Genomic DNA, 25410 nt, shown 5'->3' on the forward strand with positions numbered 1-25410 from the left:
CCTCAACGCCCTTCGCGTCGTAGCCTGCACAGCATGCAGAACGGACGAAACCGCCACGGGACGTCGCGCACGGACGTGTGGCAACACCATCGCCCCTTCAGGGCCTCGACACCTGGTAATTGGGATAACGCATGCGTGAGCGGCTGAGAGATCTCCGTGCTGGCAGGTAAGGAGGTACTTATGCCTGCCGTTGCTGGCTTCTATCCGATGACCCATGCCAGGCGCTGGCCGTCCGCTCGCCCGTTTCGGGTGCCTGTTCCAGGCGGCCGTCCACCAGCTCGCGCAGCTTCTCCTGGGTCTGGGGGTCGGTGGAGTACACGATGGTGCCGACCATGCCCCGGGTCAGCAGCACCTTGTAGGTGTTGCGGATCAGGCGGTCGACGTCGGCGTCCGGCGTCGCCTTCTTGAAGACGGGGTCCTTGGACGCGGTGCGGTCGGTGACCCAGCGGCCGTCGCGCCACAGGAGGTCGGGGCCGATGATGACGCCGGACCAGTCGTACTCGAAGCCCTGGGCGGTGTAGACGCAGCCGATCTGTCCGAAGCCGGCCGGGTCGGTCGCCCACAGCGCGGCCGGAGGAGCGCCGGAGACGGAGCGCTCCCCGCGCAGGTTCCAGGGGCGGGCCCAATCGCCGATGACGACATCGGCCGCAAGCGGCTCGCCCGGCTTGGGCTCCGGGGACCAGCGCCAGCAGTAGCCGGCGGACATGCGCGCGCCGTAGCCCTGGGCGCGGCGCCCTTGAAGGAACGCCTCCATCTCCTGCGGGCTGTCGGCGACCTGCAGCCGCATCCGGTCGTCGGGCTCCCACACGAGAGGGCCGCCGGGCTCAAGGCCCAGCAGGCGCACCACCCAGCGCAGGTAGGCGTCGCTGCCCCCGCAGCGGAACTGGCTCTCCAACGGCACCACATGGCAGTCGAGGCCCTTGGCCGCCGCGGCTGCCTTGATCTCCTCTACCGTGCCCATCTCGCCGGGACGCACCACCTGATGCTCATCCAGGAGGAACACGGGAACGCGAGCGACGTCGATCAGCTCGTCGATCTGCCGCCGGCCGGTGCGACGGTTGGCCGGGGTGTAGCGGTTGGCGGAGGTCTCCCGGATACGGTGGGCCTCGTCGCAGATCAGAACGTCGAGCGTGTTCTTCTCGGCCGTCATGAAGCTGTTGAAGTACTTGAACAGCTCCTGCACCTCCCGCTTGCGGCTACCGGCGACCTTGCGCATCGTCTTGGTGAACGACTGCGAACCGGTCGCGTGCAGAGTCGGCACCCCCTGCCGGTACAGCTCACCGAGCAAGGACAGCGCGATCACGCTCTTGCCGGTCCCGGGACCGCCGGTGACGACCACGACCTCCTTGTGGTCAGACGTCTTCGCGCGGCGAACCGCGTTCAGCACTATGCGGTAGGCGACCTGCTGCTCGTCCAGCAGCACGAACTGCTCCCGCTCACGCACCTCCTGGGCTGCTACCGCCATCAGCTGCTTGGAGGGCACCGTCTTCGCGGCCAGGAGTTCGTCGGCGGCGCGAGTGCCCGGCTGCTGGTTGCTGAGTCGGGCCCGCAGGTAGTCGAGGAACTCGCCGCGCCGCTGGCCGGTGAAGAGCAGTCCCCGCGCGTTGTTCTCGACGGCCCGCAGGCCGCTCACGCCGAACTCGGTGGCGTTGTGCAGGTAGGCCACACCGTGGACCCGCTCGGGATGCTCGGCCACCGCACCGTTGAAGTTCACGAGGTACTCGCAGTAGCGGCGCACCTGCTCAATGGGGTTGAGGACCGGATGCGTATAGGCGTCGATGCGGCACAGCTCCGCATCGTCCTCGTCCGGCTCGGCCTGGCTCCACTGCTTCAACTCGACCACGACGTAGGACGGGTCGCCCGTGACCGGGTGCACCCCGGCCAGGACGGCGTCGGCGCGCTTGCTGTTCAGCGGCAGCGCGTACTCCAGCATGACCTCCACCGCCCCCAGCCCCGCGTCGTTGAGCGCGCTGGCCAGAGCGGGGATGCTGCGCTCCCAGGAGCGCGTCTCCGAGGTGCTGGGCCGGTAGCCGTGCATGTGGACGAACTGCTCGGTGAGGTGGAGGTAGAGCGAACCGTCGAACCCCATGACGGCGACCGATTGAGCAGACGCGCGGAACAGCAAGGACTTCCCCCAGGCAGCACGAAGTGACTCGTGCGGGTGGGGGCATGTCCTTCAAAGACTCCACCAGGGGTGGAGCGGAAGCCCGTCGGGCCGCGTTTGACGAGGTGATCGAGACTACCTGGCGCCACGGACAGCCACGCCGGTAGCCCCAGACGGCAGCGCTGGGACACGTATCGGGATGCTGATCTTGCGCAGCCCCGATGGGCGGTGACGGGCTCAGGTGGCGTCGTAGGCCAGTTTGGCGAGGCGCAGTGCGTCGGCCAGGCTCTGTCCGCTGGTGAGGTCGACGCTGACGCGGTACTCACGGTGCCCGGTGGTGAGGGTCCGCGCCGTTGTGACGCCGAGCTCTTCGAGCTGCTGCTGGGTGTGGTTCAGCCGGAGATTGATGCTGTTGGACTCCGCGTAGACGTAGGCGAAGCCACCGAGCTGAGATCCCTGCTTGCGCAGACGCAAGTAGCGACTGTAGTCGAGGGGCGCCTCGGGCTGAGCGTTCTTGCGCTTGATGCCGTGGACAACCACGTTGTCCCAGCGGGTTGTTTCCTCAAGGAAGCGGATGAACAGTGCAGGGGCCGGGCTGCGGGAGAGTAGCTGGCGCACGGTCGCCTGTCCCTCGTCGGCCACCCCCGGAATGCGGCCCGGCAGCGTGACGTCCGGGTCGGCTTTCGCCTCCATGGAGACGCTGCGTGGCTGCTGGTTGGTTAGTTCTTGCAGGATCTGCGAGGCATCCAGCTCCGCGGGGCTTCCCTCGAACTGGAACACGGTCAGCTTCATGTCCTCCCCCTTCGGGTAACGTGCCTCCACGCTACCATCAACTCCCCATAGTGTGAACCATCTTCGGAAAGCTGCTGGTAGTTGATGGTCCTCTTGAAGGGATACCGCCGTTGTTTGTGGGAGTTGACTTCATTGGTCGGACAGCGGGCAAGGGGGCGAGCGCGGATCGCCAGCCAGAGCCAGCGGTGAATCACTGAGCTCCCTGACCGGCCACGGTGATGTTGAGGGCGGGAGGGCAAGAAGACGGGGTGGTGGAGCTCCTGCGGCGTCCGGAGGTCAGAGATCTCTGACTCTTTCGACTGCTGTGTTTGGTTACGGGGGTGTGCTGGAGCGTGCGTCTTTTACGCTGCACTGGTCCCTGTCTTTCGAGTGTGAGCTCTTGTGATGCAGCAGATGTGGGGTAGTGAGCGTCGTCGTACGGCGATCGGGCGGATGGCGTTGTCGGTGCCTGCGCGTCAGGCGCTGGCTGATCGCCAGCTGACGCCGGTGCGAACGGTGTTGGACTACGGCTGTGGTCGCGGCGATGACGTCAGAGCGTTGGAGCAGCTGGAGTGTCGGATCGTGGGGTGGGATCCGTACTACCGTGCGGAGACCGAACTCGCTGTGAGCGACGTGGTGTTGCTGACCTACGTCCTGAACGTGATCGAAGATCCGGCGGAGCGGCGGCAGACGCTTGAACGGGCGTGGGAGTTGACGTCGACGCTGCTGGTGGTGTCGGCGCGGTTGACGTGGGAGAAGTCGAAGGTCCGGGGTGAGGAGTTCGGGGATGGTCTACTGACGAGCCGGCTGACGTTCCAGCACTTGTATGCGGCCGGTGAGCTGCGGGAGTACGTGCAGCAGGTGACGGGCGCTCGGGTCGTTGCTGCGGCACCGGGCATCGTGTACGCGTTCAAGGACGAGAGCGCCCGTCTGGCTTATCTGGCGCAGCGTGTGGTCCCGGATGCCGAGTGGCTTGCTTCCGAGGACACTGCTTCGGCGACGAGTGCCCTGGTGGACTTCTGCGAGCGTCGCGGCAGAGTGCCGCGGATCGAGGAGATGCCGCGGACGGTTGCGGAGTTCCTGGCGCATTTCAAGCCCGGTGAGTTGAAGCGTTTGGTGCGCGAGGGCGCGGATGCTGAGCGGGTGGCAGCGGGTGCGAAGCGCTCCACGTTGAACACGCTGTTGTATCTGGCGGTGGAGCTGTTCAACGGGCGGGGGCCTTTTGGGAGTTTGCCGGTGGGTCTGCAGCAGGATGTGCGCACGTTCTTCCAGTCCTATAAGGAGGCGTGCCAGCGGGCTGACCGGCTGCTGCTGAAGCTGCGTGATGACGGCTACGTGCGCAGCGCGATGAATACTTCCGTCGCCGGGAAGGTGACGCCGACGGCGCTGTATGTGCATCGGCGGGCGCTGGAGCGGATCCCGACGGTGTTGCGCTTGTATGAGCACTGCGCGTCGATTGCCGCGGGGCGTCCGGAGCTGTGGACGGTGGCGAAGCTGAAGCATCAGGGGCGGGCCGTGTCCTGGCTGGATTACCCGGACTTCGACACCGACCCGCATCCACGGATCAGCTCCTCGTACCTGGTGGACCTGAAGACGCTGGAGTCCTCCCACACCTCGTATGCGCAGTCGGCCAACCGCCCCCTGTTGCACCGCAAGCACGAGTTTTTGGCACCGGATGATCCCGACGTGCCGCGGTATCGGCGCCTGACGGAGTCGGAGCTGAGGGCGGGGCTGTACGAGCGGCCGCACCTGATCGGAACCGAGAACGGATGGGAAGCAGAGCTGATCAGGTGCGGCCGGCAACTGCGAGGGCATCGCCTGATGCGCCGCACCGAAGCTCAGGACTGATCGGATCGGCTTTCTTCAGGCTGCATCCGGGCGATGGTCTCCGCGAGCGGCAGCGGGTCGAAGTCCGCGCTTTGTGGCGGGAACCAGGAAAACCGCAGTCCGTTGGCGGCCACGTCGTCCTCAAGGCCCATCGCTTGCAGGACATGGCTGGGGGTATAGGAGGCACTGGTGCACGCCGAGCCGGTGGCGATGGCGACCTGGTCCTTGAGCCGGACGATCAGCGCTTCTGCATTGAGTTGGTCGAAGGTCACGTTGAGGATGTGCGGGACGGTGTGCGTCTGGTCGCCGTTGAGGTGGAACCGCGTGGTGCCGAGTGCCTGGAGGAGCCGCTCGCGCATCGCTCGCGCCTCGCGCTCCCAGCGGTCGTGGTTCTCCTGGAAGATTTTTGCTGCCTCGTACAAGCCCATGATCAGGGGGACAGGGAGGGTGCCGGGGCGCAGTTTCCTCTCCTGGCCGCCGCCGAACATGATCGGCTCAAGCGGCGCCTTGTCCCATCCCCGGCGTCGGGTCACGAGGGCTCCGATGCCCTTCGGTGCTCCGATCTTGTGGCCGCTGATGCTGATCAGATCGATGGGGGACGCAAGGTCGCCGGGGACCTTGCCGTATCCCTGGGCAGCGTCGACGTGGAGGTAGGTCGGCGTGGTGCGCAGTTTCTCGGCGAGCTCGGCGACGGGCTGGATGACCCCGGTCTCGTTGTTCACGTGCATCAGCGACACGGCGAGGGTGTCGGGGCGCAGTCGCTCCAGCACCGCCTCAACTTCGATGCGGCCGGAGGGGCCGGGCTCGAGGAAGTCGACCTCAAAGCCACGGGTTTCCTTCAGATGCAGGAGTGGCTCGATGACGGCTTTGTGCTCGATGGCGGAGGTGATGATGTGCTTCCTGCCCGTCGTCTCGCCGTAGGGGGCGAGCCCGAGCAGGGCGATGTTGTTGGACTCCGTCGCCCCGCTGGTGAAGATCACTTCCTCGGTCTTGGCGTTGACCGTGCCGGCGAGGAAGGAACGGGCTTGCTGAACCGCCTTCTTGGCGCGGGCTCCGTACTCATGGGTGCGGCTGCCGGCGTTGCCGAAGTCTTCGGTCATCCAGTGCAGGACGACCTCAGCGACCCTCGGATCCACCCGCGTCGTCGCTGCCACATCCAGATACGCCACCATGGCGCTCACCCCGCCTCTCCAGCCGTCCCACGCCACTGCGTACGTCAAGCGATTAACGTACACGCTGCACTGGCGTCGCATGAAACGTACCGCTGAACGGTGACAACAGCCGACGTAGCCTCCCTCTTCCTGCAGTTCGGTGAACCGCATTCCCGCTACGCCACGCCGTACGTCATCTCTCACGCGTGGGTACGTTGAAACGAGGGCAACGTACGTTTCTATGGTCACGTACGCTACAGTTCCGGTATGCAGACTGAAGCGGCGAGCAAGGCTGCGGGGCGGGCTGTCTCGCGAGCGTCAACTGGCTTTGAATACACCTTTCCTGCGATCCGTGGCGTGCAGGCGGGGCGGGAGTTCTACGCCTCGATGTGTCCCCTGCGGCTCATCCCGAAGATCTTCCTCTTCGACGAAGATGATCTTTCGGCCGAGCTGAGAGCCCAGCGGGTACTGAACAAGGGGCGCCTGCCGGCGCTCGCCCGGTACATCCTGGACAATCCCGACGACTACGTCTTCAGTGCCCTGACGGCGTCGGTGGACGGGGACATGGTCTTCGAAAGCCAGGGAGACGAAGGTGCCGCGCACCGCGCCGGGCAGCTGCGCATCCCCATGGATGCACGCTTCCTCATCAACGACGGGCAGCACCGCCGCGCCGCCATCGAACTCGCCCTGAAAGAGAACCCCGATCTGGGGGACGAGACGATCGCGGTCGTCTTCTTCCACGACGCTGGACTGGCCCGATCCCAGCAGATGTTTGCCGACCTCAACCGGCACGCGGTGCGGCCGGCACGCTCCATCGGTGTGCTGTACGACCATCGGGACATCAACGCCCAGATCACCCGTGCCCTCACGGATGGCTCCGTCATCTTCAAGGGCTTCGTGGAGATGGAAAAGAGCACCCTGTCCGCGCGTTCCCGCAAGCTGTTCACCCTCAGCGCCCTGTACTACGGAAATCACTCCCTGCTGCAGGGCCTTGAGCTGAAGCAGGACGAAGCCATCGCCCTGGCCCAGACGTTCTGGGAGACCATCGACGCGACGCTTCCCGAGTGGGCTCTGGTCCGCAAGAAGCAGCTGTCCGCCCAGGAGATGCGACGAGACTTCATCCACAGCCACGGCATCGCCCTGCACGCGCTGGGCCGGGTTGGCAACGCGATCCTGCGCGAGAGTGCGAAGCCCGCACAGTGGAAGAAGCGTCTGGCCCCGCTGAAGGACGTGGACTGGGCACGGTCGAACACCGACTGGGAAGGGCGGGCCATCGTCGGCGGCCGCGTATCCAAAAGCCACCAAAACGTGACACTTACCGTGAATTACCTGCGCAAGCATCTGGGCCTGGAACTGAGCCCGGAAGAACAGCGCGTGGAAGACGCTTACCTGCGAGGCGAGGCATGAGCACCATTCCTCTGAATCTCCCGATCACCCCCGTACGACGCAAGCCGTTCAACGGGCGATCCCTGGACGAGGTCACCGCGGAGCTGACGGCAGAAATCCGCGAGCTCTACACCGCCGACCAGGTGCCCTGGGTCATCGGCTACAGCGGCGGCAAGGACTCCACCGCAGTCCTGCAGCTGGTGTGGATGGCGCTGAAAGACCTGCCCGCCGAGCAGCGCACCAAGACCGTGCACGTCATCAGCACCGACACCCTGGTGGAAAACCCGGTCGTGGCAGCCTGGGTCTCCACCTCGCTTCAGACCATGCAGGAGGCGGCCCGCACCCAAGACCTGCCGATCGAGCCGCACCGTCTGACCCCGGAGATAAAGGACACTTTCTGGGTCAATCTGATCGGTCGCGGCTACCCCGCTCCGCGCCCCAAGTTCCGGTGGTGCACCGAGCGCCTCAAGATCAAGCCGTCGAACGCCTTCATCCGCAGCGTGGTGGCCGCACACGGCGAAGCGATCATGGTGCTGGGTATCCGCAAAGCCGAGAGCCAAGCCCGCGCCCGCGCCATGGAAAAGCACGAGAAGCGGCGCGTGCGTGACCGTCTCTCCCCGAACGCGAACCTCCCCAACTCCCTCGTCTACAGCCCCGTTGAGGACTGGACCAACGACGACGTGTGGGAATTCCTGATGCAAAAGCCCAACCCCTGGGGCTACAACAATCAGGACCTGCTCACCATGTACCAGGGCGCCTCCAGCGACGGAGAATGCCCCCTCGTCGTCGACTCCACCACCCCCTCCTGCGGCTCCAGCCGCTTCGGCTGCTGGACCTGCACCCTCGTCGAGCAGGACAAGTCGATGTCCGCGATGATCCAGAACGACGAGGAAAAGGAGTGGATGCTGCCCCTGCTGGAACTGCGCGACAAGCTGGACGCGCCGTTTGGCTTCTACCGGGAAGGCGATGCGGACCTCCCGGCCGGACGCAAGGCGCCCTTCCCGCGCCCGGACAAGCCGGCGCGTGACTTCCGCCGGATGAACGGCACCGTGATGCTGTTCAACGACGGTGCTATCCACGGCCCTTACCTGCAGTCCTACCGCGAAGAATGGCTGAAGGAGCTCCTTGCGGCGCAGACCTGGATCCGCGCCCACGCCCCCGAGCACGTGAAGAACATCGAGCTGATCACGCTCGACGAGCTGCACGAGATCCGCCGGATCTGGGTGTTCGACAAGCACGAGGTCGAAGACAGTCTGCCGCGGATCTACCAGGACGCCACGGGGGAGGCTTTTCCCGGCGGCCCGCTCGATGAGCAACTCGTCATGGGCTCGGATGAGATGGACGTCCTCAAAGAGGTCTGCGACGGCGACGACCTGCACTACAACATGGTGCGCGAACTCCTGGCCGTCGAGCGCAAGTACCGCACCATGGCCCGCCGCTCCGGTCTCTTCCAGGCACTGGAGAAGGCCGTGCAAAAGGGCTACTACGACAATCACGAAGACGCGGTGGAGTTTGCCACGCGCAAGAAGAAGTGGCGCGACGACATCGCCGAGAACCTGACCTTCGACGACGAAAACGAACTCGATGCTCCTGCGTAAGATCACCCTCGAGGAATTCGGGGCCTACCGCGGAAAGCAGTCGCTCGACCTCACCCCCAAGGAGAACAAGCCGATCATTCTGATCGGCGGTTTGAACGGGTGCGGCAAGACGACCCTGCTCGACGCCATCCAGCTGGCGCTCTACGGCAACCGCGCCCGCTGCAGCGGCCGCGGCACCAAGGCTTACGAGACTTATCTGCGGGAGAGCATCAACCGCAAAGCCGACCCGCAGCGCGGCTCCGCCATCACACTCGAGTTCACCATCCTCACCGGCGGTCAAGAGCACTACTACCGCGTGGTGCGCAGTTGGCACATCAGCGGCAAGACCCTCAAAGAGTTCCTCAACGTCTACGTCGACGAAACCTATGGCGAGCGCGCCGCGACGCAACGCACCGTCACCCCGGACGGTAAGTTCAACCGGCTGCTGAGCGAAGGCTGGGCCGACCACGTCGAGTCCCTGCTCCCGCTGGAGATCGCATCCCTTGCGTTCTTCGACGGAGAGAAGATCGAGTCGCTTGCGGATCCCGAGCGTGCTGCCTCCGTCATCGAATCCGCCGTGCACTCGCTGCTGGGCGTGAGCACGGTCCAGCAGCTGCGTAACGACCTCCTGGCGCTCCAGCGACGGCAGAAGCTGTCCGACGAGGAACAGCACCTCCTGGACAAGATCCATACGCAGGAAACCGAACGCGACACGGTGCTGTCCGCCTATGGCGTGGCTCATCAAGAGCTGGCCCAGTGCCGCACGGAGCTGGGCAAGGCGCAGCGGACGCTGGAGAGCCTGGAAAGGGCGTTCGAGAAGGAAGGCGGACACCTGTTCACCCGGCGCGTCGCGTTGGAGAACGACAAGAAGCAGATCGCCTCCCGCCTGGCCCAGGTGCGCACCGAGCTGACCCAGATGGCCGCGGGCCCGCTCCCGCTGCTGCTGGCCGCGCCGCTCCTTGACGACCTGCGTGAGCAGGCAACCAAAGAGCAGGAAGCCCAGCAGTCCGCGCAGGTGCTCAAGGTGCTGGAGCAGCGAGACCAGTGGCTGCTCGATCTCGTGCCTGATGCGGTCCGTGCGGATGTCCTGGGGCGGCTGGAAGCCGATCGAGCTCAGCGATCCGAAAAGACCGAGCTCGCCGTCGACCTTCAGCTCCCGCACGACGCCCTGGCTCAGCTCACTGTCCTGGACGAACTCCTGCAGCGGGACACGGCACGCTCCGCACAGCTGCTCACGTCGGCTGCCGAACTGACCGAGCAGCTGGATCAACTCGACCGGCAGCTGGCCGGCGTCCCCGCCCAGGACAAGGTCGAGGCGCTGCAGCACTCCCGAGACGAGCAGATCGTGGCAGTGGCCCGCGCGCAGGCAGCCTGCGACCGCGCGGCAGCCAAGCTGGACGAGCTCAAGCGACGCCGTGAATACGTCACCACGCTGCTGGAGCGCGCACACAACGAGTTCGTGCGCACCAAGGTCAAAGCGGAAGAAGTCGAGCGGATCATCAAATACTCGGAAAAAGCCCGCACCACTCTGGAGCGCTTCGGCTCAGCTCTTCTGCAGCGGCACATCAGCAGTCTCGAAGTGGCCGTGCTGCAAAGCTTTAAGGTGCTCATGCGGAAGCAGGGGCTGGTGCACGACCTGCGCATCGACACCGACAAGTTCACCCTCACCCTGGCCGACGCCGACGGCGATCCCATCGACCCCGGTCGCCTGAGCGCAGGCGAGCGTCAGCTGCTGGCGGTCTCGCTGCTGTGGGGTTTGATGCGGGTGGCCGGCAACCGCCTGCCCAGCGTCATCGACACCCCCCTGGGTCGGCTCGACAGCCGCCACCGCGAGCACCTCGTCGACCGCTACTTCCCCAACGCGAGCAACCAGGTCCTTCTCCTGTCCACCGACGAGGAGATCGACGAGTACCTGCTGGGCCGTTTGAAGAAGTCCGTCGCCCACACCTACACGCTCGTCCACGACGACACGGAGTTCACCACATCCGTCGTCGAGGGCTACTGGTGGAACGCAGGAGCGCAGCATGTCGGTTGAGAACGTCCGTCTGTCCCAGCCGGCCAAGGACCGGCTCGTCTACATCAAGCGCACGACCGGCATCACCCAGTGGAATGTGCTGTGTCGTTGGGCGCTGCTGCTGTCCCTGAAGGACCCCTCCACGCCGTTGGTGAAGGACATCGTCACCGATTCCAACGTCGAGATGACCTGGAAGACGTTCGCCGGCCCGCACGGCGACCTCTACCTGGCCCTCCTCAAACAGCGGTGCGTCGCCATCGGGGAAGAACCAACGGACGAGAACGTCGCCCGCATCCTGACCGTGCACCTGCACCGCGGCATCGGATATCTCGGCGCCGACAAGGAAATGGCGACGATCGAAGGCTTGGTCGGCGCCGTCGTGCCCACCTGACATGCCCTTGCTTGATCCCCCAGGGAGCGTCCCTGGGGGATCGGCGTACCTGCGCTTTGTCGCGCGTCCGCTCACGCGCAGGCCACCTGCAGCGGCCGACCCAGCTGGATCCAGAACCTGCAGGTAGGTAGCGCACCAGCGCTGGCGTCATGGGCAACGGTGTTGCCAGATTCCTGTCGCCCCGGCCGAGCCGGAGAGACGCCCCCTCAGGCTACAAGTGAGGTCGGCTCCGCAGCGGGAAGAGCGCACGGGGGAGGCCCATTCGGTCTCCAGGCGGGCTAGGCATGCTCAGCCCGCCGACGTGTCGTCGTCTTGCGTTGAGGGCGTCGGATGATGTCCCAATCGCTTTCCACGCGGGGCACGTAGGAGAAGCCTTTCTCCGGGTCGTAGTGGACGACCACGTGCTTGTCTGCCAGCATCCTGCGCCAGGACACCAGGCGCTTCGTCTGGTCAGCATCGAGCGGCATGCCGGCGCGGTGTCGTGCCTCTACGCGCAGCATGCTCACGGGGTATTGCTGTCGGTGCTCTTGGTGCACGGCCCACGGGATCAGGTCGTCGTCTCGGTTGATCCTGCGGTCCAGCCCCCGCCGCGACCGGAAGTTCGACCACATCGACAGACCGGTTTCGATGCCGTACTTACGCCGGTACTCAGACTGCATCCATTCGTAGGTGCGGCCTTCCTCGAACCAGCGAATGACCTCTTGCTCGCTTTGTATCTTGCTCTTCGGCACTTCTCTCGTTCTCACCTGAAGGCCCACAACTGCCCGCCTCCGCAAGGAGGGCGCAAGCGACAACGATGTGATCATAGCGTGAAGGTTGTAGCGGTCAAGTATTTCTGGGAGCGGCTAGCTGCCGCAGCCTCCATCGTGTCGGCGGTGCGCGTGGTATCGGGTCGGGCACGAGCTGAGGAATCAGTCGGCGCCCGGTTGCGAGCAGTCGGAACCCAAGCTGCAGGATGAGCCGGCATCTGCTGCCATGGGGATCGGTTGCTGGTGGAGACCCTGCTCGGGATGGGCCGACATGCCACCTGCCATAGGGGTTCATGTGGTGTGCGGGGGAGTGGCTGAAGATGTCAGGGGTGGTGCCTGTGACCTGGTGAACCGTCCGTGGGCCCGCTCGAAGAGGCAGGCAACCATCGGAGGGTCCCGCATGTCAGTGTGATCGTCTACGCTAATTTTTCACAAGTGGCCATAGGTGCAACCTGCGGGGACGCTTTCGCGTCCGGGGAGAGGACTCAGCACGGGTGTACAGGTACGTCAAGATCTCTTGCTGCACTTCGCTCGGTAGTCATCTGACTACCGAGCGAAGTGCAGCGAGCCTGTCCTGGGCCCAGGCTCAGGTACGGGGCGCCGGCACCCCTGGCCTCAGGCGCTCAGCCTGGGCAAACGGGTCCCCCAGCACGGCATGAACGGGGGAACATCGGCCGTGACCAACGCTTCCTCGCATCGTCGCTACTCCATGCTGGACGTCGACGAGGCACCGGAGAATCCCGGTCTCTATGCCTGGTATGTGAGTTTTCGGGCCAGTCCGCACGACTGGAAGATGAAGCCCAGCCCGCAGGGCGATCAAGCGATCGAGGGCTTCTTGCGGTTGCTCAGACGGTACGCAGGCTATTACGAGCCGCTGCCCATCGCGTTGCGCGGGCGCGGTTCGTACGGCGCTGCGTGGGATGGTGAGCTTGAACTCGACACGCCCCTGCGTGAGTCGGACGAGGAAAGCCATGCTGTCTCTGCGGAAGAGGACAAGCGTCTGGCGGTACTCATGGACTCCTTGGACAGCGAGGAGAGACGGCGGGTGATGGCCACCATCTTGGAGATGGCCGCCCCAGTGTTTTCCTCGCCGCTGTATATCGGCGTTGCGGAGAATCTGCGAGAGCGTCTGCGCACCCACCGCCGTGACTTCACCAAGGCGCACGACTGGCTGCGTGAACACCCCGAAGATGCGGAAGCGGTCCGGGCGAAGGGGAGGACATTCGGCGCGCGGGCAGCCGCTCGCAATATGGCCATGGGCCACCTTGAAGCCTGGGTTATCGACCTAGGCGATCACGCACAAGATGCTGTGACCCTTAAGCATGTGCGACACACTGCGGAGTCAGCCGAATGGCTGCTCCACCGGCTGTACGCGCCGATCCTTGGAAGGCAGTAAGAGGACGATGTTCGGCTCAGGGACCAAGCTCACGTTCCGCGACTACGTCCAGGGGACGTGGGGCACGTTCGCCACACCGGCTGGCCGGGTGGACTACATCATGACCAAAGCCCGGCTCGGTGAGGAGACCGACGATCCCGAGCGCCAGCTCACCAAGAGCCTTGCGCCCGTCCGCGAGGTGATGGAAGCCGGCGACCTGGACTTCAACCAGCTCCTGCAGCGTGATCTGGACGATCACCGCGTCGCAGTCAAGCTCATCCCCTACCTGCTGGACCTCAAGCCGACCGGGCCGGCCTTTCTTCCGCCGATCGTCGCGGTATTGCTGCCCTTCCGCAGCAAGCGTCCTTCGTTCTTCGAATCGCTGGGTCAGCCCAGCGTGGTCGCGGACGATGGCGCTCGGTGGCAGCAGCAACGGGCGGGTACGGCGTTCCAAATCCAGCGGCTGGTCGTGGATGACGAAGACGCCGATCGTCTCCACCCGGCCAGCGTCGGCAAGCTGTGGTGGAACAAGACCGAGGCGCAGCTCGTGGTCCTCGACGGCCAGCACCGTGCGATGGCGCTCCTGGCCATCGAACGCACCATGACCAAGAGCTGGCAGAACTCTGGCGGCGCGCGTTTTCGCTCCTTCTACGAAAACCAGGTCATCCAGGCTCTCCATGACTTTGGGGATGTGGACCTGAGCCGTATCGAGGTTCCGGTGACCGTGTGCTGGTTCCCTGACGAGACCGGAGAGAAGGCTCGGCCTCACGAGGCCGCACGCAAGCTCTTCGTGGACGTCAACAAGGAAGCGCGTCCGCCGTCCGACTCCCGGATCATCCTGCTGTCGGACGCCGAACTGAGCAACGTGCTCACCCGCCGTATGCTCAGCGAGCTCCGCAACGACACCAGTGATTCTCTGCTTCCCATTTACGCGGTGGAGTACGACAACCCGGAGGTCAACTCCACGAGGCCGGCCCGCTGGTCGGTGCTGACCAACATCCACCTGCTCAAGTTTGCGGTCGACCGCTGCGTCTTCGGCCCCCCGAAGTACCTGAAGAACGTCGCCCAGAAGATCGGAGGCCGCCTCAGTCAGACGGAGCTGGATGCGTTCATGCAGCAGCAACTGGACCTCACCAGCCTCTTCTCCGACCAGTTCGAGGACGGCGGTTTCACCTACCAGCGGGACAAGATCGGCAACACCGAGTTCCCCCTGGGACAAATGGAAGCCATCAGCGACCGCTTTGCGGCCACGTGGGGTCAGGCGATCCTCACCCTCCTGTCGCGAACGGCTCCCTACGCTGCCCACGCCACGGCACTGACGCAGTTGAAGGACGACTGGCACATAGACGACACCGGTCTGACTCTCGCTCACGACGCCCTGTTCAGCGGGGTGGGCGTGTTCTGGACGCTGCGCGACAGCTACGAGCACTACCTGGAGAAGAAAGCCGCGGGTGGGAAGGCGACCAAGTCCGATGTGATCCGTGCCTGGGAGGCATTGAAGGGCCGCGAGGAGTCCTTCGAGACCTATCGGGCGCAGGCGTACCTGGATTCCGGCCGTGCCGCTGCGCTCAAGCAGTCGAAGGCTGCCTATGCAGTGTTCAACACGCACGCCTGCCAGCTGGGCATGGTGATGACGCTGGGCTCGCTATGGGAGCTGCGCAAGGACCAGCCGGGCGGTGTCGACATCAACGAGCTGCCGCAGTTCGCGGATGCGCTGGTGAAGGCGTGGAACGCCTACTTCGCCCTGGAGGCGGGGAAGGCCAAGGACCGCAGGCTCGCGTTCAACAAGAACGAGATCAGCCATCCCTTGAACCAGATCGCCAATATGGACACGCCTCAGGCGGTCTACTTCCGGTACTTCTGGCTCCAGGCGCTGGACACGCCCGAGGCGTGGGCCCATGTGGCTGACTGGTTCACGAACCGGACGGCGTTCGACACCATGCTCAGCACCGCGCGGGCTCTGTACCTGAGCCTGTGCCAAGACCAGCAGTTCAAGGCACTCAAGACCAGCCGGCCCGGGGTCGCCGAGGCGAAACTGCGTCCCGAGGCGGACAAGGCAGCCCGTGCGGCACTCGGACGCGCCCTCAAGGAATGGTTCTACGGCTCTGACGAGCCGTACAAAACCTGGCTGGCGCAGCTCGATCAGCACCAGGTGCCCGCCCAGCAGCCGGATGACGCTGCTGCCGACACCGAGCAGACGGCTGCCGGCGCGGAGGAAACCGACGACGCGCCGGTGACCAGCGTGAGCGATCTGCTGAGTGAGTAAACCGCGCTCGGCGGCGGGGGCTGTTAGCAGTCTTCGCCGCCGGGTCCGGTCGATGTTCCACGGGTACGGACAAGGTAGGAAAGATGTCAGCTTCCCTCTCGTCGCCTAAGCCGACGTGGGACGTCGTGTTGCCGTGGCTGGATCAGCTGGCGCCTGAGCAGGTGCTCGCACTCCAGCGGATGGGAGGGCCGGCGCAATGGTGGTTGCACGAGACCCCGCAAGAGACGTGCGCACGCCGCCCGTACATGGACGACGTCTTCGATGAGTTTGCGTCTTTCCTGGTCTGGGGCAGTGGGCCCACGCTGGACGAGAGGCCGCTACACCTTCTGCTTCCTTTCCTCCCGCACCAGATGCCAACGGCCCAGCTGGAGTTGGACGCCAAGGCACTGGACGTACTGCAGGCGGCAGGCGGGGGAACGCTCGGCGAGGTGGGGCACCTGACCCCGTTGAACATCGTCTACTTGGCGAAGGTCCGCGTTGAGACGAAGCGTGACATCCTTGCCGCTCTCGTACGTACCGCTTGCCTGTTCCCGCAGGGGGACCAAGCTCAGGACTCCCCGCTCCCGCCACCAGGGTCATCACCTTCGGCTACCGCACCCGACCATGCGATCCCCAGCTGGTTCATTGATCTGGACGCGCGACAGCAAGATCTGATCACCCTGCACCTGTGTGCACCGACCCCGATGCCCGTCGACGAGCTGGCCGCCCGCTACCGCACCATGCGGCCGTTCATGATGCGGTTGCTGGACGAACTGCCCCAGCGGCTGCAGAGCGCGGCGCTCACGTCGGCGGGGCTCGCCTCCGCGGTGAGGCTGTTCGACTCCGCGACCCAGACTCCCATCACCCGCAGTGACCTGATCGACCACCATCCGTGGCTGGCTGCCCGGCTGCCCGGCAGCGAGGTGAGGGTGCTCGAGCTGTTGCTTGCTCTGCACTGGTCGGGCAGCAGCGACGGGGACTGGTTGTTCAGCGGCTCGCTGGCGCATGCACGCAAACTCACCCGGAACGCTCTCGCACTCGAACCGGGAGATTCCTTGTCGCTGGCAGCGACCACGCGACTGTTGGAAGACACCGGTCGCCCCCTCAAAGCCACCGAGCAGTGGCTGCGTTACTGCGGGCTGCGCTTGGTAGGCGAGAAGCAGGTCGAGCTTGATACAGCCGTACCGCCTACCACGGATCACATCCGTGCCCCTGCGGTGGCGGGTGACTATGTCCTGGCTCCGCCACGCCCCGCCACCGAACCCGCACCGGTTGACGAAGTCCGTGAGACGTCGCCCGACCCCACACATGAGGATGCCCTGTCGGCTCCCACCCCGTCCCACGACGCGATGCCGGACGTGGTGGACGTCCTCGAGCAGCTCCGCGCGTTCGCCTACGAGCATCGCCCGGGCGAGCAGCTGGCCGACCTGCTGCGCGATGGCGAGGAGTTGCCCGAGCCCTTGCGGTCGCTGCTGGCACGCACCCTTGAAGCCGTCGCGGGAGCCGACAGCTGGGAACTGCCCGACGATGATGTCCTTGCCGGCGATACCACTGCGGACCTTGCCGACATATCTGGTGCCGATGCTGCCGCCGAGAACGGTTCGCGACGCAAAACCCTCACCGACCGCGCCCTTACTGTGCTGAACGAGGCGGGCCACCCCCTGGAGGGGGAGCTGCTGGTCGAGCGCATGGGCCCCGACGTGAACATCCGCTCGCTCAAAGCCCAACTGCCCAGGGATTCCCGGTTCGTGCGCAGCGACGTGAACGCCTGGGCGCTCACCGAGTGGGGTCTGCGCCCCTACACCACCATCAAGGAGCTCATCGCGCAGGAGGTGGACCTCGCTAACGGTTCGATCCCTACCGATGAGCTGGTCGCCATCTTGACCCGCGAGTTCACCATCGCCGCATCCAGCGTGCGCGTGACCGCGTCGTCCCCTCCCTTCACCTCCCGGGACGGCGTGGTACGCCGGCTCAGCGATGTCAGGCGCGAGGAGAAAACCGGGCAGGAGGCGGCCAGTGGCGGCGACGGGGACAGCCCGGACGATGACGGGCCGTCCTCCGACGACCTGATCCATCTCATGGGGCTGTGATGACGCGATACGAGGGCATGCTGCGCGCGGCGGATCTGGGCGCCGACTATCGCAGCGACCGCTGCGACATCGTCCGCGACTTCTACGCCCCTGCCCTGGCCGTGGCCACCTCCTACGATCGCGCGGTCGGATACTTCAGCGCCTCGGTGCTGGCGGTGCTGGGCCAGGGACTGGATGATTTCGCCGCTCGTGGCGGCGCGATGCGGATCATCGCCTCGCCTCAGCTGAGCGCCGAGGACGTGGAGCAGATCCAGGCGGGATACGAGCTGCGTGTCGTGCTGGAGCAGGCGGCGCTGCGCGATCTCGAGCAGGCGGCCCAGGATCCGCGGGCCGCGAGCGGGCTGGGCAAACTTGGCCTGCTCATCGCCGAGGGTCGGCTCGACATCAAGCTCGCCTACATCAGCTCTGGCGACCGGGTCGGCATCTACCACGAGAAGATCGGCATCTTCCGTGACGGACACGACCTGGTCGCGTTCAAAGGCAGCGCGAATGAGACCATGCCCGGGCTGGTCGGCAACTTCGAGTCCATCGAGGTCTTTCGCACATGGGAGCCGGCAGACAGCTCGCGTGCCGTACGGATCAGCCAGGATTTCGACGACCTGTGGGACGACCAAACTCCGCTGCTGCGGGTGATCGACTTCACCGAAGCCGCCAAAACGGTCATTCAACAATGCGGGAAGCGCACCGCTCACCAGATCGAGCCCGAGCTGCCGCTCTTGGATGGTGCCGTCATCACCCTGCCCCGCCCGGAGACGTCCGGGCGGCTGGTGATCCCCAGTGAGTTGACCGTGCGGGACTACCAGAAGCAGGCCGTCGAACGCTGGTTTGCAGCCGGTGGCCGCGGCATCCTGCGCATGGCCACCGGCACCGGCAAGACACTGACCGCGTTGTGCGCCGCGGCGCAGCTGACCCGCATGCTGCACAACCGCGGCCAAGGGTTGCTGACCCTCGTTATCGCCCCGTATCAGCACTTGGTCGATCAATGGTCCAAGGACATCGCCTGGTTCGGTATGCAGCCCATCCGCGCGTATGAGTCCACCAACAGCTGGTACGGCAAGGCGTCCTCGCTGCTGGACGCCCTGGCGCTGGGCACGGCGCACGGCGGCGTCATCGTCACCACCAACACCACTTTCGCCGCCGACCCGCTGCAGTCCATTCTGGCCCGCTACCGCGGTCGCCTTCTCGTCATCGCGGACGAATGCCACAACCTGGGCGCCAAACGGTTGCGGGAGAAGCTTCCTGCTTCGGCCGGCTACCGGCTGGGACTGTCGGCCACGCCGGAGCGCTGGTTCGACGACCAGGGCACCGCCGCACTCACGGACTACTTCGGCGACGTCGTCTTCGAGATGGGCATCGGCGACGCCATCCGCGCGGGCGCCCTGTGCCGCTACACCTACACTCCCGTTCTGGTCGAACTCGACGACGAGGAGGGGTATCTGTACGCGGAGGTGACCGAGAAGATCGCCAAGATCATCGCGGCCCAGGGCTTCTCCGACGATACGGACGACGACAGCCCCCTTGGCCAGCTGCTGCGGAAACGCTCCAACATCCTGGGGCACGCCCGCGCCAAACTTCCCGCCCTGCGCCGCGAGATCACCGCGCGGCGCAGCGACTGGTACCAACTCCTGTACTGCGCCGAAGGCCGCCACCCCCTCGCCTACGAGCGGGGCGACCTTGATGAGCCGACCCAACTGCAGCAAGCGCTGTCGATGGTCGGAAGCGAGTTGCGTATGCCCGCAGCCCCCTACACCGCCGAAACCAAGCGGCAGGAGCGCCAACAACTGCTGCGCCAGTTCGCCGCCGGCACCGACCTGCAGGTCCTACTGTCGATGAGGTGCCTCGACGAAGGCGTGGACGTGCCCGCCGCCCGCACCGCCTACCTGCTCGCCAGCTCCTCCAACCCGCGGCAGTTCATTCAACGGCGCGGCCGCGTGCTGCGCAAAGCCCCGGGGAAGGAACGCGCGGACATCATCGACTTCATCGTCGTCCCCCCCAACGGGGCGAGCGATCTGCAGCACGAGACGGAACGCCGCATGGTCGCCCGCGAGTTGGCCCGGGTCACGGAGTTCGCCCACCTCGCCGACAACGAGGCACACACCCTGGACATCCTGCGCCCGCTGCGCCTGCGCTACGGGCTCTTGGACACCTAAAGCACATGACAGACGACGCAAGTACAGCCCGACGTGGGGAGAGGCACATGGCAACGACGGACAGCTTGAAAGAGATCATGGACGGTCTGTCGCCGGAGGCGAGGAAGCTCGTGGCGAAAGTGTGGCAGCTCGAGCGTGAAAACCTGCACGTGAAAAACCCGACCCTGCTCACGGATGAGATCGTCCGCGCCGCCAAGGAGCTGGCCAAGTGAAACTCCTCAAGCTCACGTTGGACAACTTCCGTGTCTTCTACGGCACCCAGCAGTTGGACCTTGAGGTTGCGCCTGACAAGCCGGCCATCCTTATCTTCGGCATGAACGGTGCGGGCAAGACCACCTTGCTCAACGCGTTCACCTGGGCGCTGTATGGGGCTTTCTCCGACGACGTGGAACACCAGGAGCGTGTGATCAACGACCACGCCTGGGCCCAGACCCCCTTCGGTGGAACGGTCAGTGCTTCGGTGAGAGTCGAGTTCGAGCATGAGGGCCTGTACTTCACGGTGCATCGTGCGGTCACCACCACGAAGAACACCGACGAGCAGATCGATGTGACGGCGAAGCTCACCGTCACCGAATCCGAGCACGGGGTCAGCACCACCGTCACCAACGGCCAGGACCGGATACAGAAGATCCTCCCCGAGGGCTTGCGCCAGTTCTTCTTCTTCAACGGCGAGCGCATGGAACGCATGTTCACCGGCGACCGCACGGACGAGGTCAAGCAGGCGATCAAGACCCTGATGGGTTTGGAGGAGATCGAGCGGGCGATCGGCACCCACTTGCCGCAGGCTTCCCGCAAGCTGAGCCGTCAGGTCGGCAGCAACGGCGACGGGCGGCTTAAGGCGCTGATGGCCGAGCAGGAAAAGCTGGAACAGCAGCGGTTGGACGTACACGATCAGCTGCTCAAGCTGTCAAAGATCGCAGGCGGGTATGAGCGCGAGGTGGAGGCGGCGAACCGGGCGCTCCTGGCCAACGGCAAGGCGGCGCCCTTGCAGCGTCAGCGCGCCAAGCTGAAGGTCCGCCTCGACGAGCTGGTGGCCAAGCGCGACGAGCGCCAGGAGAAGAAGCGGGACCTCCTGGCCAGAAGCAGCTTTCTTGCGTTCACCGGGGGCATCGACAACACGGTGCTGGATTTGGCCGAAGGGATGCGTAAGCGCCGGGAACTGCCGGCGGGTATCCAGCGCGACTACATCGACGGTCTGCTGGAAGACGGGCTGTGCATGTGCGGGCGCGAGCTGCCCGAGGGATCCGAAGCGCGGATGGCGTTGGAAGAACGCCGCTACAACGCAGGCCTCGCCGACGTCGAGACCCGCTGGATGTACCTGCGTGGCAAGGCCGCCGATCTGACCCTGGCCCGCGCGGATCTGCTGGCGAAACTTCGGGAGTGCGTCGCCGACATCGAGGAGATCGAAGCGTCGATCCGGCAGATCGATGCCGAAGAGAGCGACATCGCCCGCGAACTGGAGGGCGTCGACGTGATGGACGTCCAGCGCCTGGAGGAGCGGCGCAAGGAGTTCGACCGCAAGCGCCTGGACGCCCTGCAGCAGCACCGGGAAGCGAAGTCACAGCTGACCGAGCTGGCCGAGCAGATCGACAAGGTGCGGCGGCAGTTCCACTCGGCACAGGTGCAGGACGAGGAGTCCAAGCGCATCCAACGCCAGGTCCAGCTGGTCGACGAAGTCCTGACCGCCTTCCAAAAGATCTTGACGGTGAAAACCGAGGAGGTCCGCCAGCAGCTCGATCACAAGGTCAAGAGCGTCTTCGGGCGGATCTGCATCAAGCCCTTCACCCCCAACCTGACCCCCTCCTTCGCCCTGGAACTGATCAACCACTCGGCGGGCGTGGCGGCGGCCCGCAGTACCGGTGAAAACCAGATCCTGGGCCTGTCGTTCGTGGGCGCCGTCTCCGAATTGGCCAAGGAGACCCACGACCGCAAGCAGAAGAGCGCCGACGCTGTTCTGGGGGGTGGGGGAGTGTATCCCGTCGTCATGGACGCCCCGTTCGGAAACCTCGATGTGGCCTACCAAAACGACGTCGCCGAATCCCTGCCGAAGCTGACATCGCAGATCGTCACCTTGCTGTCGAAGTCCCAGTCCCGCGGCATGGTGCTGGACCACCTCGGACAGGCAGCCTCACGCATGTATGTGCTGCGCTCCTACATCACCAACACGGGCGCCGATGAGGACAGCATCACCATCCACGGCCGCGAGTACCCCTACGTCTCCCACGGCGAGTTCAACCACACCGTCCTTGAAGAGGTGACCGTCTGATGGCCGTCGAGATCCGATTTCGGCGCCCGGCCGAACACGAGCAGCTGCTGGCCCTCCTCACCGGCAAGGACGGCCCCTTCCGCGCCAACTACGAGGCACTGCTGTTCGCCGCAGCCCTGGGACGCAGGAAGGAACGCCGTGTCCAGTTCGAGAAGTCGGGCGAAATGATCCGCTACGCCCTCGTCGAAAACCGGGACTACGGCGATGTCCTCATCGACCTCATCGCCGCTGCCGAGGTCCCCGAGGACGCCAAGATCCTCGCCGATGACCGGCTTGCCGAGCGACTGAGGATCTTTGAGGAGTACGCCAACGGTGGGCTGCACTGCCTCCAGGCAGAGATCAACACACGTGGCAGCCGCGATCTCGTCGCCATCGTCAGCTCGCTGGTGCTGGATGCGCTCACCCCCACCGCGCCCACCGACGACGACCCCGTCAAGGACATGCTGGACGCCCTGGAGTGGTAGCACCACGCAGCTGGCCGGCCCGTCGGCGCCACACGCCTACGGGCCGCAAGCCGCACGGCTTCGCCGCCGACGCAGCCACGTGACCGGCTGCGGCCCCGATTGACCGGGGCCATCGATGTGACACCCACCCCAACGCACGAGATGTGGAACCTCACGTGACTGGCCCGATCGAACCCACGTCGCCCCCGCGCATAGCGCTTGCTGACCTGCTGCCAGCCCTGCGCTGGGCAGACCCCCGCCAGCTGGGGCCGCTGCTGGACGATGCCCGCCTGCCGGAGTCCTGGTGGAATCACACGCCGCTCACCGACGCCATCGCCACCACCAGCGCTGAGGAAGTGGCCCACCGCGCTGCGAGGGCCCTGCACGCCTACTGGCCGCACCTCACGCTCGGCGTGGCACTGCCCCAGCTGTGCTTCTGCCCCGAGGGCCAGGAGACGGACCTGCAGGTGACGATCGAGCACGCGGCGTCCCACGCACCTGCCGACACGGCAGATGAGGTGATCACACGGCTGGTCCTGCCGCTGCTTCGCCCCTTCCTCACCGGCGGACGCAACCTGAACAAACCCGCTCCCGCTGCATCACCCACCGCATCCGTCGCCGAGTCGGACCTGGACATCCACGCGGCGACCATGCTGCTGGCGCGCCTGCTCCCGCACGACGCCCCCTCCGCCATCCACGCTGCCGTGGACGCGCTGCGCACGTGGACCCAAGAGCGCGGCGGCGAGGACGAGGACAACCACGCCCCCGCCCGGAACGCGGACGAGCCGCACGAGGCGACGCCGCACGCCAAAGCCCCAGCGATCATGGAGCCGGCGCCGAACCTGGCGGATGAACCGCTGATCGCGCTCGCCCCTTTGACCAGCGACTGGGACAAACGGCAGCTGGCCGTGGCGGCAGCACGTACCTTCGGCCCCAGCCGGATGTCCCTGGAGATGCTCGGCGAGCAGTTCGGGGTCAGCCGCGAACGCGTCCGGCAGATCCAGGTCGATCTGGAGAAAAAGCTCCAGCTATGGCTCCACTCCGACAGCAGTCAGCCCTTCCTCGGCCACCTCCTCGCCGTCCAGGAACGCCTGGGACCGGTGGCCACCGAGGAAGAGCTGCGCGCACTTCACCCGGCCCACGAACGGACCATCCCCGCGCTGGACGTTCCCCTGTGGCAGGTCATCGCCTCGCTGCTCCCCGACCGCACCTGGACGAGCGGCTGGCTGATACAGGGTGATCTCGACGAGCGCCTCGAGCACACCCGCGTACAGCTCACCCACCGCTGCCAGTCGTCGGCCCCCGCCTGGGCCGACATCGTGGACCTGCTGGCGCACCAGGGCATCCGTGAATCCGCCGCGCAAGAGTGGATCCACGCGGTCAAGGGCTTCCGCGTCATCGACGGGCACCTGCTGCCCTGGGGCCGTTCGATCAGCGACCGGGCCGAAGCCGTTCTCACCCTGGTGGGGCACCCCCTGTCCATGGACGACCTGCAAGCCCGCCTGGATGACGGAACGACCCTGGCCAGCCTGCGCAACCAGATCCAAAGCGACGACCGCTTCCTGCGCCGCGACCGTGATCTGTACGGTCTGCGCCGGTGGGGCGGCATCGAGTACCTCGGCATCCGCGAGATGATCATCCGAGAGCTCGAATCCGCCGGCGGCGAAGCCAAGGTCGAGGACATCGTCACCGCCCTGTGCGCGCAGTTCGACGTGTCAGAGAACTCCGTCCACACCTACCTCGCAGCCCCCGAATTCGACCGCTTCCAGCGAGGCTGGGTCCGCGTAGCCGCCCCCGCCGTAGCCGACTACCAGCCGCGACGCGACGTTGCACAGACCCGCCGTTGCTTCCAAACCGGCCACGGCACCTGGTGGTACCGACTCGACGTCAACGGGGACCATCTGCGCGGATTCGGGTTCCCCATCCCGGCGGGCTTCGCCGCCCACTTGGGCCTTGCCCCCGGCGGCCGCGTAGAACTGTCCCACGACGTCGGCACCGTCCAACTCGCCTGGCGCAACCAGCCCACCTGCGGCTCCCTGCGCGTCCTGCTCGAACGGATGGACGTAGTCGACGCAGACCACGTGTTCCTGACGGCGAAGGACGGCCACCTCAAAGCGCTGCGCCTGGCTGCAGAAGAAGAAGCCACTCTCACGGATACCCAGCGAGCCCTGCGCCTGATGGCCCTGTCCGGTCAGATCGCCGAGAAGGACATGCCGCACGTTTTGGGCCGGCGCATCGGCCTCGAGAATGCGACGACCATGGATGAGGTCCTCGCGCACCTCCGCATACGCGGCGACAAGGACATTGTGGAACTGCTGAACCAGCAGTACGAGCCCGCGTCCAGCCCCGCGGTCGCACCCGACGAAGAGCCGCATCTTCCGCCGGCGCCCGCGCCAGAGCCCAGCAGCGCGTCGATACCCTCCCACAGTCCGCCCTCCGATTCGCAGCCGGCCAGCGACACGCAGGCTGCGCTCGAGCAGCCTGCGTTTCGGGACCCCGCGTGGGACGAGGAGATCATCCCGCTGCTCGACGAAGACAGTGAAGCCGACCTGATTCGCCTGGTCCACGCCGTCGCCGCCCGCGGCAAGACCGCGCCCATCTTCGGGTACGAGCTCGGGGACAGCGGCTGGCCAGCCGACTTCGCCTGGGACCAGGACGCCGTCAAGGTCGCGGTCGTCTCCTCGGCGTCCCCCGCCAGCGCCCACCCAGAAGCTAAGCGCCGCGACGCCGCCTACCGGGACGCCGGCTGGAGCATCCGCAGTGCCGCCGACTGGCTCACGCACCTCGGCGAGCTGCTCACCCTGCTCCCGAACGCCGCCCCCGGCAGCTGAACCCACACCGCGCGGCACGCCCCCTAATCCCCTCGACGAT

At 65.8% G+C, this 25410-nt stretch carries 17 protein-coding genes; 13 read left to right on the top strand and 4 right to left on the bottom strand.

Features of this window, described 5'->3' with window-relative positions; all coding sequences use genetic code 11:
- Positions 1 to 178: 178 nt before the first annotated feature.
- On the bottom strand, positions 179 to 2125 hold the full coding sequence (locus tag ACWDA7_RS17045; RefSeq protein ID WP_450605086.1) for a DNA/RNA helicase domain-containing protein: 1947 nt from the start codon (positions 2123 to 2125) through the stop codon (positions 179 to 181).
- Between the two features lie 216 nt (positions 2126 to 2341).
- Positions 2342 to 2896: a hypothetical protein gene (locus tag ACWDA7_RS17050; protein WP_450605088.1), complete on the bottom strand. Its 555-nt coding sequence runs from the start codon at positions 2894 to 2896 to the stop codon at positions 2342 to 2344.
- 384 nt (positions 2897 to 3280) lie between these two features.
- Here ACWDA7_RS17050 and ACWDA7_RS17055 point away from each other — a divergent pair, with 384 nt between their 5' ends.
- On the top strand, positions 3281 to 4723 hold the full coding sequence (locus ACWDA7_RS17055) for a DNA phosphorothioation-associated putative methyltransferase (RefSeq protein ID WP_450605090.1): 1443 nt from the start codon (positions 3281 to 3283) through the stop codon (positions 4721 to 4723).
- Here the strand turns inward: ACWDA7_RS17055 and dndA are convergent.
- Entirely contained in the window at positions 4714 to 5874 is a 1161-nt protein-coding gene (gene dndA / locus ACWDA7_RS17060) for a cysteine desulfurase DndA (RefSeq protein WP_450605139.1), read from the bottom strand. The two genes, ACWDA7_RS17055 and dndA, sit on opposite strands and share 10 nt — an antisense overlap.
- Positions 5875 to 6120: 246 nt before the next feature.
- On the opposite strand from dndA, the gene dndB reads away from it, so the two are divergent.
- Genes dndB through dndE form a run of 4 tightly spaced genes read left to right on the top strand, consistent with a single transcriptional unit; the run spans position 6121 to position 11221 of the window.
- On the top strand, positions 6121 to 7260 hold the full coding sequence (gene dndB, locus ACWDA7_RS17065) for a DNA sulfur modification protein DndB (RefSeq protein WP_450605092.1): 1140 nt from the start codon (positions 6121 to 6123) through the stop codon (positions 7258 to 7260).
- A complete protein-coding gene (dndC, locus tag ACWDA7_RS17070; RefSeq protein ID WP_450605094.1) occupies positions 7257 to 8837 on the top strand; it encodes a DNA phosphorothioation system sulfurtransferase DndC in 1581 nt (526 codons plus the stop codon). The genes dndB and dndC overlap by 4 nt, the downstream gene beginning before the upstream one ends.
- Positions 8824 to 10851 carry a DNA sulfur modification protein DndD gene (gene dndD, locus ACWDA7_RS17075; protein ID WP_450605096.1) on the top strand — a complete coding sequence of 676 codons (2028 nt, stop codon included), beginning with the start codon at positions 8824 to 8826 and terminating at the stop codon, positions 10849 to 10851. The genes dndC and dndD overlap by 14 nt, the downstream gene beginning before the upstream one ends.
- Positions 10841 to 11221 carry a DNA sulfur modification protein DndE gene (gene dndE / locus ACWDA7_RS17080; protein ID WP_450605098.1) on the top strand — a complete coding sequence of 127 codons (381 nt, stop codon included), beginning with the start codon at positions 10841 to 10843 and terminating at the stop codon, positions 11219 to 11221. Before dndD ends, dndE begins: the two co-directional genes overlap by 11 nt.
- A gap of 278 nt (positions 11222 to 11499) precedes the next feature.
- Here dndE and ACWDA7_RS17085 read toward each other — a convergent pair whose 3' ends face one another.
- Positions 11500 to 11952, bottom strand: a complete 453-nt coding sequence (locus ACWDA7_RS17085) for a hypothetical protein (RefSeq protein WP_450605100.1) — start codon at positions 11950 to 11952, stop codon at positions 11500 to 11502.
- A gap of 694 nt (positions 11953 to 12646) precedes the next feature.
- On the opposite strand from ACWDA7_RS17085, the gene ACWDA7_RS17090 reads away from it, so the two are divergent.
- The 8 genes from ACWDA7_RS17090 to ACWDA7_RS17125 all read left to right on the top strand — a co-directional run bounded on the left by ACWDA7_RS17090 (position 12647) and on the right by ACWDA7_RS17125 (position 25370).
- Entirely contained in the window at positions 12647 to 13366 is a 720-nt protein-coding gene (locus ACWDA7_RS17090) for a GIY-YIG nuclease family protein (RefSeq protein WP_450605102.1), read from the top strand.
- 7 nt (positions 13367 to 13373) lie between these two features.
- Positions 13374 to 15611 carry a hypothetical protein gene (locus tag ACWDA7_RS17095; RefSeq protein ID WP_450605104.1) on the top strand — a complete coding sequence of 746 codons (2238 nt, stop codon included), beginning with the start codon at positions 13374 to 13376 and terminating at the stop codon, positions 15609 to 15611.
- Positions 15612 to 15961: 350 nt separating this feature from the next.
- A complete protein-coding gene (locus tag ACWDA7_RS17100) occupies positions 15962 to 17680 on the top strand; it encodes a hypothetical protein (protein WP_450605106.1) in 1719 nt (572 codons plus the stop codon).
- Positions 17680 to 19830: a DEAD/DEAH box helicase family protein gene (locus ACWDA7_RS17105; protein WP_450605108.1), complete on the top strand. Its 2151-nt coding sequence runs from the start codon at positions 17680 to 17682 to the stop codon at positions 19828 to 19830. The genes ACWDA7_RS17100 and ACWDA7_RS17105 overlap by 1 nt, the downstream gene beginning before the upstream one ends.
- Before the next feature lie 47 nt (positions 19831 to 19877).
- Positions 19878 to 20042 (top strand): hypothetical protein, encoded by a 165-nt coding sequence (locus tag ACWDA7_RS17110; protein ID WP_450605110.1) that lies wholly within the window; start codon positions 19878 to 19880, stop codon positions 20040 to 20042.
- Entirely contained in the window at positions 20039 to 22096 is a 2058-nt protein-coding gene (locus ACWDA7_RS17115; RefSeq protein WP_450605111.1) for an AAA family ATPase, read from the top strand. Before ACWDA7_RS17110 ends, ACWDA7_RS17115 begins: the two co-directional genes overlap by 4 nt.
- A complete protein-coding gene (locus ACWDA7_RS17120) occupies positions 22096 to 22560 on the top strand; it encodes a DNA phosphorothioation-associated protein 4 (RefSeq protein ID WP_450605113.1) in 465 nt (154 codons plus the stop codon). Before ACWDA7_RS17115 ends, ACWDA7_RS17120 begins: the two co-directional genes overlap by 1 nt.
- Before the next feature lie 155 nt (positions 22561 to 22715).
- A complete protein-coding gene (locus ACWDA7_RS17125; protein WP_450605115.1) occupies positions 22716 to 25370 on the top strand; it encodes a hypothetical protein in 2655 nt (884 codons plus the stop codon).
- The last annotated feature ends 40 nt before the right edge of the window (positions 25371 to 25410 follow it).

This window comes from Streptomyces sp. NPDC001156 (assembly GCF_053598275.1).